This window comes from Chryseobacterium sp. 22458, assembly GCF_052044975.1.
In the GTDB taxonomy this organism is placed as follows: domain Bacteria; phylum Bacteroidota; class Bacteroidia; order Flavobacteriales; family Weeksellaceae; genus Chryseobacterium.
Window position 1 is genome coordinate 324,715 of the sequence record NZ_JBQEOA010000001.1, and the last position, 17,832, is coordinate 342,546.

Genomic DNA, 17,832 nt, shown 5'->3' on the forward strand with positions numbered 1-17,832 from the left:
TTATTTTACATATTTCACTTTTATTTCAATATTATAATTAATATATAACATATCACTTAACGTTAATCCATGTTCTTTCATGAATGCATCATAGGAACCTTTAAATTTAGGGTTAAGTGGATAATCATTTTTTTGAAGTTGTTTTACTGAAATATATTGACCTTTTCCTGTAATTCTTCCACTTATGGTTTCATAGCCGGCTTGTGTCATAACCGTTTTCATATATGCATTACTTGGTGCATCTAAAATATCTATTGAATCAAAATTACGTATAATTTTTCCTTCTGTCATCTTGTGAATAAAAGCAGCAGTATCTAAATTCTGTATCTGAGACATTTTTACCACTTGTATTTCCCCTTCAGCGATACTTAATAATTTCATCTGTCTTAAGGTAAAATAAGCTTGGGTAGGAATACCTTTCCCTTCTACTAATGGTACTTTTACATCTTCCACCCATTTCGGTAAATCATTTGAAAATCCATGGTTAAAAGTAAAAATCTTTTTCTTAGAATCATAATTTCTGTAAAAATATCCTTCGTAATCATCAAATCTCGTTACGATTCCTCTTCCATATTTAGGGTCAAAGTTCTCAATATCTTCAAGACTTTCAAATCCCTTTGGTTTGTGGTTAACATCAATTTCATTATATAGGTTATCAACTTTTCCTGCAACTTTATCATTATTTTTAGCTTTAGAAAATGCATCTTTGATAATCCTTAGCTCGTCATCAGTGAGACTGTCTATACTTCTAATTATTTTGTTAAGTTGCAATTCTAATAAGAAACCTTCAAAAGTAGTAATGCCTCTTTGAATGCCAACACCAGCTAAACGAGTTAGTTTTGGCAGAGCTGCAGGATTAATGCCCGTATTAAATGTCGCTGTGGCTTGTAAAAACTCATGTGATAACTTGTCGAATTCTGCCTTTAGTTCAGTCTGTTTTAAAATATTAGCTTCTACCTTATTTTCAAGACCTTTGATTCTGGCTAAATCTTCTTCCAATGCCTTTATGATCTTGTCCTGAATTGTAGGGTGTAATTTTGCTTCTGTGAGCAGCTTTTTAGTTTGATTGATATCCTTTGTAAGCTCAAATACTCTGCCTGCTTCTACTAATTTAGCTGATATTTTTGCTACAGCAGCAACATCTAAAAGCGAACCTACAACTGAGATAACCACCCAAACAGCACTTGGTTCATCTTGGGAAATATTTACCTTATAGGCAGCAAGTTGGGTACGGTAAGCTTCAATTTCTTCATAAGTAATATAAGCTCCTAAAGCAAAATTTCCTGCGGCCAATAATACTGCAACTGTTCCTGTACCAAAAGAAAGTAATCCTAAAGCAACTGCTAAAACTCCTATTAATATACCTTTTATAATATATTTAGCACTTTCTTCTTCGGTTTTATCTGCAATTATTAAGTCAAAAATACTGTCTCTAACTATTCCTTGCTGCTCTTTTGATTTTTGAAGCAAATCTGGGAAACCATAGATAGAAAGTCCTTGATGGGCATGTAAATTTGCAATGATTTTATTTATATTTTCTTCCTGATCATTAATATAATCTTCTAAAAAGCTATGAAGTTCCTGCTGAGTTTCTACTTTGGAAAAATCCTCCTTATCAAAGCCATTGTCTTCAGTCAGCGGAATGATAGAAGATAATTCTTTAATGGCTGCATCACCTTCTGCTTTTTTACTTCCGGCAAGTGTTTCCATTTTAGCTTTAAATTCCTTTTCAGCTGGTGCTGACAGCCTGTCATAAAAATGCGGAGTAGCTTTATCAGATTCTTGATAACTTTCTTTAGCTTTAGAAGCTTTTATTTTTTCTAATAAGTTTTTTATAAATACATTATCAAGTAATTTCTTTTTTTGTTCAAAAAGAAGATGTCTGTATTTTATCAGGGCATCTTCTGCAATGTGAACAGTTTCTTTACGGAAAGAAAGTTCATAATCTGTAATCATTTTTTTGAATGATTCTAATGTGAACCCATTTGTGTTAAGGGATAAGAATAATGCTTCTGATTGTCTATTTAATGCATTTTCAAAAAAGGCTTTATTAGGATCCCCAGGTTCATAAAGTGTGGCTTCATGACTGTTTTTAAACTTAATATAATCAATATATTGTTTGTATAAAGCTTCTAATCCTGTTAATTGATTTTGTAAACCTGCCCGGCTGTTTTTCTCTTCATTTCGGAGGTTTCTGTTTTCAATATACGCTTTAAGTGATTCTTCAATCTCTGCCAGATCGGTTGTTTCTTTCGAAACTTTACTCTTATAGTCAGCCATTTCTTCATCCGATAATTGCTTTAATAAATCAAGAATACGTCTGTTTTGCATATAATCTATCTTGCTGTTTGCATCTCTGATAAATTGTTTTTTATCTTCAGATAAAGCTCCGGCTTCTTTTTTAATAGCATTTATTTCTTCCAGTATGGCTTTTTCCCTGTTTTTTAAATGTCCTTTGACGAAGTTTCTTAATTCAGCAGCATTTGGTTTGGCAGAAGTTTTTCTCTTATACATAGCTTCCCACTGTTGATCAGTGATTCCTAAGTGTTTTTTTAGGCTGGAGACGCTAACAGTGCAGGAAGTTTCTTTCCCTATATAAGTTTTATAGGTATTTTTACCAATATCCCATCTGGCATCTATAATTCGTCCAAAAATCTGGATATCCAGAAATTCAAAAAATTCCTGATCACTTTTGATATTCGTGGGAACAACCCCTACGCTTATCTGCACTTTTTCATCCGGTGGATCAGCAGCAGGAAGTATTTGAGATTCTTTTTCCCGGGAAGATGTTTCTTCCATTTTATGTAAATTTTCCAGAGCTTCATTCATTTTCAATAAAGTTTCCCTATCAAAAATTCCGGAGCCTGTAAGCCCGTTCTTTTGTTGGAAATTGATGAGAGCTATCTGGGTTTTATCTCTAAAAGTAACTTCGTTATCAGGCACTTTATGTCCTAGTGCATTCAGAGCCTGATTGAGAATCAATACATGCGGCCCACTCTCTAGAAGCTCCATTCTGGCTGAGCCTGTTTCTATTTTACGGAATGCCCTGTTTCTGAAAGGGCCATATGTTATTTGGGTAACTTCTGTTTTGGCGAGGGATATTTTACTGTCCTGATCAGTAATGGATTCAGTTTTTTTTTCATCCTCTTTATCATCAATGGTTTGCTCCTCAGACTTTTCAGCCCTGGGCGCAAATGTTTTGTTATATCTGCTCATGTTCTTGGTTATTAGATGAGTGTATTATTTTGTGCTAAGGAGTTATTCTGTTTTTTGTACAAACGGGCTGAGGCGTGACTGGTTTTTTCCAAAAGCCTTTTCGTTTTCTATAAGTAAATAAGTGCTTAGTAATGAATACGTAATAATAGTTTCATTGCGATCGTATAAAGCCATCATTACATTCTTCATAATGTTGCGGATATTAGCACCGGTATAAGAATACTCTTTCGTTAGATGTTTTAATAGTTCATCACTTTCAAACGTTATATTTTTAGGGAGATAATGCTTCCATAGACTTTCTCTGGTGGGTTCCGTCGGTCGTATTACATTCACTGATATATCTATTCGGCGTTTAAAAGCATCATCCATATTGTTTTCGAAATTGGAAGCCAGAATTGTTAGCCCATCAAACTTTTCTATCCGTTGCAATAGGTAGGATACCTCCTGGTTGGCATAGCGGTCATGGGCATCTTTTACATCAGAACGTTTTCCAAACAAAGCATCAGCCTCATCAAAAAACAACATGCAGTTTTTACCCTGCAGCCTGTTGAACAGTATTTCAAGATTCTTCTCAGTTTCACCAATATATTTGCTGACCACCTGAGAAAGATCTACATGATACATATCTATCCCGTATGTATTGGCAAGAATTCCTGCCAGCATTGTTTTTCCGGTTCCCGGCGCCCCATAGAATAAAGCCATAAAGCCTGGTTTAAAACTGTGCTCGCTGGTTTTGAAAAAGCCGTTTTCCAACGCTTTGATATAGTGTCCGATAGGTTTTATCTGCTCTCTCACATTCTCTTCTAAAATAATATCATTCATTGTAAGATCAGATTTGTAAAGTCTCCCGGGAAAATAACTGCCATGGTCTAATTGCGGTTTCTGACCTGATAAAAAATAGTTGAGATAAGCAGTATCCAGTTCAATCTTCCCATGAATAAATTCAGTTGAAGAACGGTTGTAAATAATGTCGTTTTGTAAAAGGATACAGCCACTGATCAGTTCGGAGCTATAGTGCGACCATAATGACAGATCTTTGCCTGCAAGCAGAAAAAGGGCAGTCTGAAAAGTAGGTTTGAAACTGCGGCTAACCTTATTATATTCACCCCCTGCTTCAATAGCAAATGCGTTACTGCTTTCTTCTATCTGTACAAACGTTTTCAGTATAGACGGATAATGAGCCGAAGCAATACCCAATGCTAAAATTACCCTGTCTATAGCTGTAAGACCTAGTGTGTTAACCGTAACCGAATAAGGTGATTCATCATCAAATTTTGACGGCTCAGGCACTTCGTGAGCAATGTGTACTTCTAGATCATCTTCTAAAAACAATTCCCTGCATCGCATTTCAATCAGCCATTGCAGCCATTGCATTTCTTCATTTAAAGACTGATGATTCACATTGCCGGTCTGAAATAAATGATCAGTTACTTCTGTTTTTTCATGAGCAAGTGTTTTTATTAATGGTTCCTGTTCATGGTTGGTAAGAGATTTCATAATTTTATTTTGAATTAATATTGATGCAGTGAGTGGTTTTTCTGAAGTAAAATAAATCTTGGAATATTAAAAAAGTAACCGGAGTTTACCAGTTTATAAATATGAATTTTTCCTTCCACGGCAGTTTTACAAGACCGATTCCCCAGGCAAGCTTATCAAGTAAAATATCCTGTGTCTTCCGTTCTACGGTAAGAGTATAATTATAGTCTGTGATCAGCAATTTACCTGAACGTTGGAAGAATTCATTTTGTAGTAATGCTACGGATGATTTTCTCATCGGAGCCCAGTTGTGCTGAACACTCTCTATTACATTTTTAGCCTGTTCTCTGTGCTTGCGTGAAAGTTTGATATGCCTGTTGATACTCTGATTCAGGGGAATATTGCATAAGAACTTTTCAAAAACCATATCATATTCTGGAGCATTGGTATTTCCGGTAGCGATATAATGTAATAAATGGGCGCACAGTTCAGGATCAAGAAGTTGATGGGTTTGGGGGTCCAGGAGATTACAATGTTCAAAAAAAGTTTTGATGAACGGATGGATCAGGATAAGCCCGGCATTTTGAATATATTGTCCATCGTTCTCACCCGGATCTTCCCGGCCGAGTTCATTTTTCAGCTCAATTGCTTCCACCAAACCCTTTGTATTATCGGAATGATCTGGCGTATTGTTTTTGATGCGCTCAGCAATTTCATTTTCTTTAATAGAAGGAAATAGCTTAAATACTGTTTCCAGATTCTTGTAGCTGCTTTTTGTTTGTGACCTATCTGCTGTTTCTGTCTTTGAAATCTGGTGTGCAAGATAGTCCTGCAGATTATTGATTCCGGATGGCTTCAGGTATTCAGACAATACATTGAAAACCAGTCTCCAGATGAAAAGCTTGTTGCTGTGGCTCAGCGTTGACAGATGACGGATCACTTCCGCTTCTAAATTGAGTTGTAATTCCCTGTTTTTTAAAACTGTCAGACATAGCTGGGCAATCTGCTCGTTTGAAAGCTGATTGATCATTCGATCCTGAACATATTGCTTTGACAGAAGAGGAATGAAATTTTTTTCGAAGCTTTTGGCTGAAATCAAAGAGCTGAACACCATTGGTTCCAAAAGGCTGATCCCTTTTCGTTCCGGGTTCCACCACGGCATATATCCTTTTTCCAGAAAAAAGATGAAGGCTTGCACCGCTTTTTCCTGCCGGTCAATTAGATAAGCTTTAGATTCATTTTCTGTCTCTTGATTTAAACTTAAACCATGTTGCGAGATTTTTGAAAGCTCTTCCTGAAAAAGCTGAACAATTTTATCTTTTAATTCAGCATTCAGCGAGCTGCTTTTTACGTCCAGATTCAATTCTAAACGGGGAATTTGAAGCGTCTGGCCAGCCAGATTGTATTCTAAAGTATTGATGTACTTTTCTATTTCCGGAAAAACATCAATAGACAAAAAGTTGTTAATTTCCTCCTTTATACCCAATGCCTTTTCTTTATTGTTGACTGTAATTTCAACAAAAACTTTCTGAATGATATGATCCTGATTCACTTTAATAGATTTTAGTTTTTACAATACCCGCAGTGGTATTTTCTTTATTTCTGATCGAATTCTCCCCCCCAGAAACCTGCAGGACAAAGGCTTAATTTTGATCTTTGTTTGGCACTTAATCTGCACCCGCAACCTCTGATATATCCATCTTTTGGCCCGTCTGCAACATCTAAGGTATTAGGATCCATCCATTTTACAGCGTTGCAGTTGTTACCGTTTTTTAAAGGACATGCGTTACAGATTTCTTCCCTTAAAGAGAAAATAGCTTCCTCATTTTGATTCGCCACACCCAGTTTTGCACGTAATTCGTTGAAATGGCCGCCAATGATTTCATTGCGCTTGCCAAATAGACTCTTGATGTTCATATGATTAAAGTTTTTAAAATTATTGGGGTCAAAATTAGAAGATGAAAAACCATTTTACGAATTATAAGACCCCTCTGTTCTGTCTTTGCAGTAAATGCCAAAATCAATTTCTGATGATAAAGGGCGACAATTTTCAGAAATGGTGAGGACAGGAAAGTGATCTGTTTTGATTAAAAAAACTATACAAGAAATGATTCATCCTGCCAGTTGATATTTCAAATAACAACGGATCAATGGATGGAATTATCAGAAGTATATATTGCTTTTAAAAGTTGCCGGGAACAACCGTTTTTTATCGGAAGATCATATGTTTAAAAAGAATGATTTTAATTAAATCATTCGATTTGATTTATAGATCTCAATTTAATCATTACCGGACCGGAAAAATCAAGCTTCTGAATTTTTGTTTTTTAAGGGTGTGTTTAAGTGTTTGATTATTAATTTTTTGTACGGGCGTTTTTTTGAAAATTTTAACAAAATCAAAAATCCTATTTACTGCAAAGACTGTATTGATACCTCAAAATATTTGTCTTTTGGTTGGCAGTGATTGTATGTTTGCACCATAATAATTAAGAACAGAAATTATGATTAATAAAGTATTAACAGTTTTAAATGATCAGCTGAACAATTCAGGAGAATTTGAGGATGTTCCGGGAGAAATCGTTGTGGTTGTGGATGACATTTCAAAACATGACAGTGAAACTTCAGGCGTTGAAAATAAAGTAGTCATTACGTTGGTAAACGTTGAAGAAGAATCGACCTTAAAAAACAGTTCCAGGTATCTGACACCACAAACACAGGATGAAATAAAAATGGAGAGTACTCCGGCTTATTTAAATCTTTATGTAATGGTTTCTGCAAACAGATCTTCCTATGCTAAATCTTTGGCCAATATTTCAAAAGTGATCGAAATATTTCAGGCAAATAATGTATTGACCTATCATCACCCTACTAATAGCACTGAAGATTTCAGTTTCAGGATAGAATTGCACTCCGTTCCCTTTGAGCAGCTAAGTTACGTCTGGGGATTATTAGGCGGAAAGGTAATGCCTTCTGTATTATATAAAATCAGTGTAATAAAAATTGTGGCGGAAAATGATACTACTGTTAAACTAATTAAAGATGTTAACATAAAAGATATTAAAATCAATCAACCATAAAATAAAAACAAAAACTAATAACCTTTAACTTAAATTTTTAAAAACATGTCGAATCCAACAACACCGGGTGTGTCAGTTGAAGAAATTGCTACACTTCCACATTCCGTTGCATTAATAGAAACAGCTGTACCGGTATTCATAGGATATACTGAACTTGTACCTGCCGGCAATAATAAGCCGCTAAAAATCAATTCTCTCCTGGATTATGAATTACTTTTTGGAAATGCAAAAAAAGAAAACATCCAGCTAAAAGATGTAGAAGGGAAAGGAACAACTCTTGTGGCTCCTCAGGCAAAATTTTTAATGTACTACTCTCTTCAGATGTATTTTGCGAACGGTGGAGGGCCGTGTTATATCTTTTCTGTAGGCCAGTATCCTTCAACAGGAGAAGTATTGCTGTCCTCACTGAAGCAGGGGCTTGGAATTCTTGAAGCCATCAAAGAACCTATCCTTATTATATTGCCTGACGCTGTCTCTCTGGCCAATGAATCTGATTTTTACGAAATCTATAATGAGGTCATTGGTAAATTAGGAATAGAATCAAAAAACAGATTCGCCCTATTGGATACCTATTACGGAAATTCTACAACCCTTTCAGCTGATCTTAATACCATTGATACTTTTGGAAAAAAAGTCAACTTAACCAGCCATGCTGCAGCCTATTTTCCCCATTTAAAAACCGTTTTGAATTATGCTTTTGACGAAAATACGGCTATCGTACATACCGGTCTGCAGGAATCCGGGCAGAATAGTGCTGTTTTTTATGCCAGAGAGACCGCTGCCTTAGATGAATTAAAGAGACTGGCAAGTGAGGAAATCTCAATAAGGTCTGCTAATGCTTATGTACTTGCCGATCTGCTGAGCCAGGCTGTTGCCATTGCCGAAGAAATACATGAAACAGCTGATCCCGGTACCGGAAAAGATGCTTTAACGGCAGCTATTGTTGAGGCAGAAGTAGTATTGGATGCCATATATGAAGGAATTATAGACGATTTTATTAATCCCGATGATTTAAATGAAGACGAACCTGTCTTCAGCGGAGAGTTTGAGGCATTAAAAACGGCAATTCTGGGCGTAAAAGACGAGAAAGGGTCTGCAAACGGAATCACCCTTAAGAATCTGGAGTCATCTAATTCAGCATTGTACAACCATATAAAACAGGAAATACAGTCATTAAGAATGGCCCTGCCTCCGTCATCAGCAATGGCAGGAGTGTATGGCAGAGTAGACAGTACAAGAGGAGTGTGGAAAGCTCCGGCCAATGTAAGCCTTAATTATGTAATGGCTCCTACGGAAAAAATTTCTGATCAGGAACAGTCTGCTATGCACGCTCATATTTCCGGAAAATCAATCAATGCAATCAGAACTTTTACAGGAAAAGGAACTTTAGTGTGGGGAGCCAGAACAGTTGACGGGCAGGATCAGAAAGATGAGAAAGATAATACATGGAAGTACATACAGGTGCGCCGCTATTATGATATGCTCAGACAGTCTGTAAACGATGCGCTCGCAAAATTTATCAAAAGGCCCAATACAGAACATACATGGTTGAGGGCAAAAAATACAATAGAAAACTTTCTTCATCAGCAATGGATGGATGGTGCATTAGCCGGAAATAAGCCGAAAGAAGCTTACGAAGTTATCATTAACGGGATCAAAGATACTCATACGATGGAGACTACAATTAGAATTGCATTAGTACGTCCGGCAGAATTTATTGTGCTGAAATTCTCACACAAATTACAAAAAGCGTAAAAAATCAATCAATCACAAATGAAAATCCGAAGTTTTACTTCGTGGAATACTTAATATTAACTTAAAATTTTTAACAAATGAATTACAAAACCCCTGGCGTTTACGTGGAGGAAGAGGCAAACTTTCCACCTTCCGTAGCGCAAGTTGAAACAGCGATTCCTGCTTTTATCGGATATACGGAAAAAGGACCCAAAAATGCACCGACAAGAATCTCTTCTATGCTGGAGTACGAAGACGTTTTTGGTAAAGCAAACCCCGAAACTCTGGCTGTAATCTTCAAAGATGGTGCAGCAACAGCAATGCAGACTAAAGTCAACGACTTTAAAATGTATTATGCCATGCAAATGTATTTTGCCAATGGCGGTGGCCCTTGCTATATTGTTTCTGTAGGAGATTATACAGGTGCGGTGACCGTAGGACTTCCTACAACGCAAGGAACTTTATTATATGGTCTTGAACTATTAAAAAGAGAAGATGAACCTACACTGATCGTTTTCCCGGATCTTCAAGGTTTAGTTCCTTCTGCCGATGATGTTGCTGCTGCTTCTGCTGCTAGTACTACAGCGTTAAATAGTAAGGTTGTTATTTCTTCACTTAAAAGTATTGCAAACATTGTTACAGAGGCTGTTGCAGGTGCTACTGTAGAAGCTGCTGTTACCGCTGCTGCTGCTAAAGCTGCTGAGTTTAATGTTCCTAATCCTAACTATTTACAGGCTGCAAGTGCTCAGCTCGGTCAGATTATCGTAGCTGCTGTTAAAGCTGCTGCTGCTGTTGCAGGTGCTACCGTTGCTACTGTTAAAGCTGCTGCTCAGAAGATTGCGACTGCTTACGAAACAGACTCTGATACAGCTTCAGCTATTGAAGCGGATACTGTTGCAGTTAAAAATAAACTTTCTTCCAGAGCAGGAAATACGACTGCTATCGGAGAAGTCTACACAGTGTACAATAAGGCTTTAGATCAGGCAGGAGCATTAAAAGACAGATTTGTCATTATGGATGTTCTTGGAGATGCTGCAGCTTTCAGAGACAAAGTGTCTTCTTTACATTTAAAATACGGTGCTGCTTATTACCCGAAACTGAAAACCGTTTTAAGCTATGATTTCAAAGAGGCTGATGTTGTAGTTACCGGTGCGTCTGGCGTGACAAAACTATCTGACCTGAAATCTGCTAATTCTGAATTATATAACCAGGCTAAAAAAGCAATTGAATCTCTGCAGGTAGTACTGGCACCATCATCAGCAATGGCAGGAGCGTATGCAAAAGTAGATGGTACTTCAGGAGTATGGAAATCTCCGGCTAACCTTGGATTTAACCTTGTAGATGCTCCGGCAGTAAAAATTTCCAATAAAGATCAGGATATGCTGAATATAGATTCTACAGCCGGAAAATCAATCAATGCAATCAGAACCTTCGCAGGAAAAGGAACATTGGTTTGGGGAGCAAGAACGTTAGACGGAAACAGCAATGAGTGGAGATATATCTCTGTACGTCGTTTCTTCAACATGGTGGAAGAATCTGTGAAGAAAGCTACAGAACGTTTTGTCTTCGAACCGAATACCGCCAATACATGGGTTCGTGTACAGACCATGATTGAGAACTTCCTTGATCAGCAGTGGAGAGACGGAGCCCTGGCAGGAAGCAAGCCTGAAGAAGCTTATTATGTAAGCGTAGGTCTGCACAAAACGATGTCTGCCCAGGATATTCTGGAAGGCAGAATGAATATCGAGATCGGTATGGCAGCAGTACGTCCTGCAGAGTTTATTGTGCTACGTTTTTCACACAAATTACAGGAAGCATAAAATAAATACTAACAATTAAATATCAATAAAATTATGAGTACATATCCATTAGTAAAGTTTGCCTTTGAAGTAGATTGGGGCGGGAAAAAAATAGGATTCCAGGAAGTAACGGGTCTGAATGCAGAGACAGCTCTGATTGAATACAGACATGGAGCAAGCCCTGACTTCAGCAAAATTAAGATGCCTGGATTGATGAGCTTCAGCAACATCACTTTAAAAAGAGGAACTTTCAAGAGTGATAACGAATATTTTGAGTGGTTCAAAACAATTCAGCTGAATACGGTAGAACGCAGATCTATTACAATTTCACTTTTAGATGAGAACGGCGAACCTGCAGTAACCTGGAAAGTGAAAAATGCCTTCCCGCTTAAATTACAGTCAACAGATCTGAAAGCTGAAGGGAATGAGGTAGCCGTTGAAACCTTAGAAATTGCACACGAAGGATTAACTATTGAAAATAACTAATATTAACTTTAAATTTTTAACAAATGAATTACAAAACACCTGGAGTTTACGTAGAAGAAACTGCGAAATTCCCACCATCTGTAGCGCAAGTAGAAACAGCTATCCCTGCTTTTATCGGATATACGGAAAAAGGACCAAAAAATGAGCCTACAAGGATCTCTTCCATGTTGGAATATGAAACAATTTTTGGAAAAGCGAACAAAGAAAAAACAGCGATCTCTATCTCTATTGAAGATATTGTTGTAACGGCCAACGTAGATAGCACCAAGCTAAGCCCTTTCAAAATGTATTATGCTATGCAAATGTATTTTGCTAACGGTGGCGGACCTTGTTATATTGTTTCTGCAGGAACAGCAGAGGGTTACCCGACGGAAGGAAAGAGAGTTGATTTTGAAAAAGGTCTTGCTACTCTGGAAAAAGAAGATGAGCCAACTCTTATTGTTTTCCCGGATGCTGAATCTTTAACTGCAGCAGATGCGTATGACGTGTATGAATTGGCTTTAGATCAGGCAGAATCAATGAAAGACAGATTCGTTATTATGGATGTCCTTGACAATGTTGAGTCATTTAAAGGTGCTGCAGGTCCTGGCGTAGGGCAAAGTGGTGAGCGTTTAAAATACGGAGCAGCATATTATCCGAAATTAGAAACCATTTTAAGCTATAGCTTTGATGATAAAGATGTTAAAATCGATAGCTATAAAGAAATTAATTCTGCAGGAGTTCTTGTAACTGTTACAATGCAAACGGGTGAAAATAACCTGGCATGGTTGAAAACAAAAAACTCAGAAGTATACAATGTAGCTCTAAAAGTAATTGCTGGTAAAAAAGTAGTAATGACTCCATCATCAGCAATGGCAGGAGTGTACGCAAAAGTAGATGGTACTTCAGGAGTATGGAAATCTCCGGCTAATGTGAGCCTTAATTTCGTAGTAGCTCCTAAAGTGAAAATTTCTCACGAAGAGCAGGAAAATATGAACGTAGATTCTACAGCCGGAAAATCAATCAATGCGATCAGAACCTTCACGGGAAAAGGAACATTGGTTTGGGGAGCAAGAACGTTAGACGGAAACAGCAATGAGTGGAGATATATCTCTGTACGTCGTTTCTTCAACATGGTGGAAGAATCTGTGAAGAAAGCTACAGAACGTTTTGTCTTCGAACCGAATACCGCCAATACATGGGTTCGTGTACAGACCATGATTGAGAACTTCCTTGATCAGCAGTGGAGAGACGGAGCCCTGGCAGGAAGCAAGCCTGAAGAAGCTTATTATGTAAGCGTAGGTCTGCACAAAACGATGTCTGCCCAGGATATTCTGGAAGGCAGAATGAATATCGAGATCGGTATGGCAGCAGTACGTCCTGCAGAGTTTATTGTGCTACGTTTTTCACACAAATTACAGGAAGCATAAAATAAATACTAACAATTAAATATCAATAAAATTATGAGTACATATCCATTAGTAAAGTTTGCCTTTGAAGTAGATTGGGGCGGGAAAAAAATAGGATTCCAGGAAGTAACGGGTCTGAATGCAGAGACAGCTCTGATTGAATACAGACATGGAGCAAGCCCTGACTTCAGCAAAATTAAGATGCCTGGATTGATGAGCTTCAGCAACATCACTTTAAAAAGAGGAACTTTCAAGAGTGATAACGAATATTTTGAGTGGTTCAAAACAATTCAGCTGAATACGGTAGAACGCAGATCTATTACAATTTCACTTTTAGATGAGAACGGCGAACCTGCAGTAACCTGGAAAGTGAAAAATGCCTTCCCGCTTAAATTACAGTCAACAGATCTGAAAGCTGAAGGGAATGAGGTAGCCGTTGAAACCTTAGAAATTGCACACGAAGGATTAACTATTGAAAATAACTAATCATGGCTCTATTATATCCTCCAACCAGTTTCTCTTTTATTGTTAACGGGATTTCAACAACAGAGGGTATTGATTCCAGATTTCAATCTATATCAGGTTTATCCACAGAAATCGGAACTGAAGAATATGCCGAAGGAGGCGAAAACAGGTTTACTCACCAGCTTCCTTTGAGACCCAAATATCCCAATTTAGTTCTTAAGCGTGGGCTGATCGTAAGTTCCGGACTGATAAGCTGGTGCAGAAATGCAATGGAAAACTTCCAGTTTGAACCCAGAGACCTGATCATTTCTCTTTCAGGCGGGCTTCAGTCTACAGCTCCTCTAATGGTTTGGAATGTCGTTGGGGCATACCCGGTAAAATGGGAAGTTTCAGAATTCAACGCCGAAGAAAGCAAACTTGCTATTGAAACCATAGAACTGAAATATAGATATTTCACGATACCCTCATCGTTAGCAAGCCTGGGCTTGTAATTTCTCAATCAAATCTAAGCACTTAAGCGTGTGTTAGTTTAAAGATAACTTTTACCCAAATCTTTTTTCATAAAAAAACAACAGATTGGTCTGCAAACGGGACTGAACACACCCTTCATGTGCTTGGATTTTTTTAAATAAAAATGTTAAATCATTGATTGTAAGTATTTTGTGTATTTATAATTGATTAAAAATAAACGAAATGCCAATAGAAATAAAAGAGCTTCACATTAAAATAAATGTGGACGAGAAGACAATTGCAACGACAACTGCAACTTCACTGGATGAAGCAAAGATTATGCAGTCAGTCAGTGAGAGTGTAGAGCAAATAGTGAACATTGAAAAACGTAAAAAAGAAAGATAATGGGCGGAGAAATAAAAAAAATAAGGATAGGAACCTATGAAGATTCCACATACGGAAGAATGATTAGCAGCAGTGCTTTTGTAGCTCTCATTAACCCGACAGGTTTTTCTTTTACACGTAAAAATGAATACAATACGACGCAAGAACCTGGAACAAGCGAAGCTGATCCCAAATATGTCAAAGCATCTCCTCAATCCTTACAGTTAGAATTTTTATTTGACGGTACAGGAGTTACAAAAGTGAACTCCGGTAATAAACTTATCAATAAAATAAAGGAAGGCTTAGGCAAAAGAAACCCTTTCAGTAAAAAAGCGGTAGAAGATCAATTAGCTGAATTTTATGTAGCTACTGGAAATTATAATGGCTCTATTCATAAACCGTATAATGTTATCATTATTTGGGGAGAATTTGAATTTAAAGGAGTGCTTACCGAGTTTACAATCGATTACAAACTATTTAATAATGATGGAACACCCCTTAGGGCAATAGGTAAAGCTAAGTTCGCAGGAGCTGTCAGTAAAGAACTTGCAGAGAGAACTGTAAAAACATCTTCTCCGGATCTTACCCATAAAAGAACAGTACAGGCAGGAGATACCTTGCCCTTAATGACCGAGAGAATTTACGGAGATTCCAAATATTATCTGGAAGTAGCTAAAATAAACGGTCTTGTCAATTTCAGACAATTAATTCCAGGGCAGGAGCTATTCTTTCCGCCATTAGAAAAAATCTCATAATATGAATAATAGCGGATATATACAAACAGCAAAAAACCCGGACTTAACGACCTATAAGATAATGTCTGGAGGTACAGAACTGCCGGGTAAATACGGTGTGAAAAGCATTGCCGTAGAAAAAGAGGTCAACAGAATCCCTTATGCCCGCATCGTTATTTTGGACGGAAGTGTACCGGAGCAGGATTTTAAGCTAAGTAATGAAGAACTGCTAATTCCCGGAAAAGAAATTGAAATTACTGCCGGATACCATTCTAAAGAAGAAACCATTTTTAAAGGAGTGGTGGTAAAGCACAATATAAAAATCAGAAACGGATCTTCCTACCTCATTATAGAATGCAGAGATAAAGCTGTGAAAATGACCTTGGGTAGAAAAAGTAAATATTTCTACGACAGTAAAGACAGTGATATTATTGAAGAACTCATTGGGAATAGCGGTGCAGCTGCCGATGTGGAAGCTACTACAGGCTCCCATAAAGAATTGGTACAGTATCAGGCTTCCGATTGGGACTTTATGCTGACAAGGGCACAGGCAAACGGCCAACTCTGCTTTGTTGACAATGGAACCATCAAGATAGCTAAGCCTGATTTTAGTGGTGATACTGTAGAAACGGTGGTGTACGGATCGTCAGTGCATGAATTTGACGGAGAAATTGACGCCAGAGACCAGTTCAGTAAAATTACAGCCAAAACATGGAGCTATACCGATCAGGAACTGACTGAAGTGGAAGCCCAGGATCCGGCCATTAACCTCAACGGAAATCTTTCATCAGGAGACCTGGCAGATGTTTTCGGAATTGAAGACCTTCAGCTGAAACATGGCGGTAACCTCACTCAGGATGAACTTCAGGAATGGGGTGATGCCAAAGCTACTTTCCAGCAGCTAGCCAAAATAAGAGGAAGAGTAAGATTCCAGGGAATTCCTGTGGTGCCGGGAGATTTATTAACGCTGGAGGGAGTGGGAGACCGGTTTAACGGGAAAATATACGTAACAGGTGTGCGTCATGAAATTGCCGAAGGAAACTGGCTGGTAGATGCTCAGTTCGGACTCTCTCCCACATGGTTCTCAGAAACGTATGATATAAGCGAAATGCCAGGTTCAGGAATTATTCCTGCCATCAGCGGATTACATGTAGGAGTCGTATCTCAGTTAGAATCTGATCCGGACGGAGAAGACCGGATTTTGGTACAGATACCTATCATTAATAACGAAGAAGAGGGAATCTGGGCAAGAATAGCCACCCTTGATGCCGGAGAAAACAGAGGATCATTTTTCAGACCGGAGATCGGTGATGAAGTGATCATCGGATTCATTAATGACGATCCCAATGACGCTGTTGTGCTGGGAATGCTGAACAGCAGTACAAAACCGGCTCCTATCACAGCTTCTGATGATAATCACGAAAAAGGATTTGTAACCCGTAGCGAAATGAAAATGATCTTTAATGACGACAAAATTTCGTACACCCTTGAAACTCCAAAAGGTAAAAAAGTGATTCTGGACGAAGATGCAGATCTTATTAAAATAGAAGATGAGCATTCTAATGTTCTCACCCTTAATAAGGACGGCATCAGTATAGAAAGCGGGAAAGATATCAAGATTAAAGCAAAAGGTGACATCAAGATGGAAGGAACCAATATCAATATAAAAGCCGGTGCCCAGCTGAAAGCAGAAGGAAGCTCAGGTTCCGAACTTAAATCAGGAGCAGTAACAGTTGTAAAAGGATCTCAAGTTAAAATTAATTAATCATGAAACCGGCAGCAAGAATTACAGACATGCATACCTGTCCTATGGTAACGGGAAATGTTCCCCATGTAGGCGGACCGATTATTCCGGCAGGAGAACCTACTGTACTCATCGGAGGGAAACCCGCAGCGAGAGTAGGAGACAAGGCAGTATGCACAGGCCCGTTAGACACCATTGCATCTGGATCTTCAAGTGTTCTGATCGGTGGGAAACCCGCCGCAAGAATGGGAGATTCTACCGCTCACGGAGGTGTAATCTCCGCAGGGGAAGCTACTGTTCTGATAGGCGGATAACAAGGAAGGAAAATTGATCTGATTCTGATCTTATCCGGATCATATCTCCCTGAAATAGAAACGTAAAACATCAATAACAAAAACGGTTGGAATAACTGGAACTCTATGTTACAGATGCAGGATGTTTAACATTAAATATAACAAATAACGTATGAAAATAAATACAGATTTTTTAGGAACAGGCTGGAGTTTTCCGCCTGAGTTTAACGAGACTGAAGGAAAGCTGGCAATGACCACAGATGTGGAAGACATCAATAACAGTCTTAAAATTTTGCTGTCAACACGCCCCGGTGAACGTGTGATGTTCCCAAACTATGGATGTGATCTGCAGGAAATGCTCTTTAAACCCCTGGACTTAACGTTAATCACTCAAATGAAAGGAATCGTGGAACGTGCTATTCTATATCACGAACCCAGAATAAACATTTTAAGTATTGAAATTGATACCCGGGATGAGCTTGAAGGCGAAGTTTTGATACAAGTTGACTACGAAGTAAGAAATACTAATACAAGAAGCAATATTGTTTTTCCTTTCTACAAAGGAGAAGCTACCGAAATATAATGA

Annotated in this window: 16 protein-coding genes; 12 read left to right on the top strand and 4 right to left on the bottom strand. The window is 38.0% G+C overall.

The features are described 5' to 3' along the window. From ACTJJF_RS01395 to ACTJJF_RS01410, 4 genes are all read right to left on the bottom strand, one after another. On the bottom strand, positions 1-3,216 hold the full coding sequence (locus ACTJJF_RS01395) for a peptidoglycan-binding domain-containing protein (protein WP_440698435.1): 3,216 nt from the start codon (positions 3,214-3,216) through the stop codon (positions 1-3). A 42-nt stretch (positions 3,217-3,258) separates the two neighbouring features. Then, positions 3,259-4,713 carry an ATP-binding protein gene (locus tag ACTJJF_RS01400; RefSeq protein ID WP_440698436.1) on the bottom strand — a complete coding sequence of 485 codons (1,455 nt, stop codon included), beginning with the start codon at positions 4,711-4,713 and terminating at the stop codon, positions 3,259-3,261. Positions 4,714-4,798: 85 nt separating this feature from the next. Next, the gene (locus ACTJJF_RS01405) at positions 4,799-6,244 is read right to left on the bottom strand and encodes a contractile injection system tape measure protein (RefSeq protein ID WP_440698437.1); all 1,446 of its coding nucleotides are present in this window, start codon (positions 6,242-6,244) and stop codon (positions 4,799-4,801) included. 44 nt (positions 6,245-6,288) lie between these two features. Then, positions 6,289-6,609 carry a hypothetical protein gene (locus ACTJJF_RS01410; protein ID WP_312296689.1) on the bottom strand — a complete coding sequence of 107 codons (321 nt, stop codon included), beginning with the start codon at positions 6,607-6,609 and terminating at the stop codon, positions 6,289-6,291. A gap of 584 nt (positions 6,610-7,193) precedes the next feature. Here ACTJJF_RS01410 and ACTJJF_RS01415 point away from each other — a divergent pair. The 12 genes from ACTJJF_RS01415 (at position 7,194) to ACTJJF_RS01470 (ending at position 17,829) form a co-directional block, all read left to right on the top strand. Continuing rightward, the gene (locus ACTJJF_RS01415) at positions 7,194-7,769 is read left to right on the top strand and encodes a DUF4255 domain-containing protein (protein ID WP_440698438.1); all 576 of its coding nucleotides are present in this window, start codon (positions 7,194-7,196) and stop codon (positions 7,767-7,769) included. Positions 7,770-7,814: 45 nt separating this feature from the next. After that, the gene (locus tag ACTJJF_RS01420; protein WP_440698439.1) at positions 7,815-9,524 is read left to right on the top strand and encodes a phage tail sheath family protein; all 1,710 of its coding nucleotides are present in this window, start codon (positions 7,815-7,817) and stop codon (positions 9,522-9,524) included. A 77-nt stretch (positions 9,525-9,601) separates the two neighbouring features. Then, the gene (locus ACTJJF_RS01425) at positions 9,602-11,323 is read left to right on the top strand and encodes a phage tail sheath family protein (protein ID WP_312296693.1); all 1,722 of its coding nucleotides are present in this window, start codon (positions 9,602-9,604) and stop codon (positions 11,321-11,323) included. Between the two features lie 33 nt (positions 11,324-11,356). Continuing rightward, positions 11,357-11,788 (top strand): phage tail protein, encoded by a 432-nt coding sequence (locus ACTJJF_RS01430; RefSeq protein ID WP_312296695.1) that lies wholly within the window; start codon positions 11,357-11,359, stop codon positions 11,786-11,788. Between the two features lie 23 nt (positions 11,789-11,811). Next, the gene (locus ACTJJF_RS01435) at positions 11,812-13,197 is read left to right on the top strand and encodes a phage tail sheath family protein (protein ID WP_440698440.1); all 1,386 of its coding nucleotides are present in this window, start codon (positions 11,812-11,814) and stop codon (positions 13,195-13,197) included. 33 nt (positions 13,198-13,230) lie between these two features. Next, the gene (locus ACTJJF_RS01440) at positions 13,231-13,662 is read left to right on the top strand and encodes a phage tail protein (RefSeq protein ID WP_312296695.1); all 432 of its coding nucleotides are present in this window, start codon (positions 13,231-13,233) and stop codon (positions 13,660-13,662) included. A 2-nt stretch (positions 13,663-13,664) separates the two neighbouring features. After that, entirely contained in the window at positions 13,665-14,132 is a 468-nt protein-coding gene (locus ACTJJF_RS01445) for a phage tail protein (protein ID WP_065398512.1), read from the top strand. A 202-nt stretch (positions 14,133-14,334) separates the two neighbouring features. Then, positions 14,335-14,496, top strand: coding sequence for a DUF5908 family protein (locus tag ACTJJF_RS01450; RefSeq protein WP_312296701.1), 162 nt, complete (start codon positions 14,335-14,337; stop codon positions 14,494-14,496). Then, complete coding sequence (locus ACTJJF_RS01455) at positions 14,496-15,230, top strand: CIS tube protein (protein ID WP_312296703.1); 735 nt, start codon at positions 14,496-14,498, stop codon at positions 15,228-15,230. The genes ACTJJF_RS01450 and ACTJJF_RS01455 overlap by 1 nt, the downstream gene beginning before the upstream one ends. 1 nt (position 15,231) lies before the next feature. Then, on the top strand, positions 15,232-16,974 hold the full coding sequence (gene vgrG, locus ACTJJF_RS01460; RefSeq protein ID WP_312296705.1) for a type VI secretion system tip protein VgrG: 1,743 nt from the start codon (positions 15,232-15,234) through the stop codon (positions 16,972-16,974). A 2-nt stretch (positions 16,975-16,976) separates the two neighbouring features. Further along, complete coding sequence (locus ACTJJF_RS01465; RefSeq protein WP_228400943.1) at positions 16,977-17,267, top strand: PAAR domain-containing protein; 291 nt, start codon at positions 16,977-16,979, stop codon at positions 17,265-17,267. 151 nt (positions 17,268-17,418) lie between these two features. Further along, on the top strand, positions 17,419-17,829 hold the full coding sequence (locus tag ACTJJF_RS01470) for a GPW/gp25 family protein (RefSeq protein WP_312296714.1): 411 nt from the start codon (positions 17,419-17,421) through the stop codon (positions 17,827-17,829). Positions 17,830-17,832: the final 3 nt, after the last annotated feature.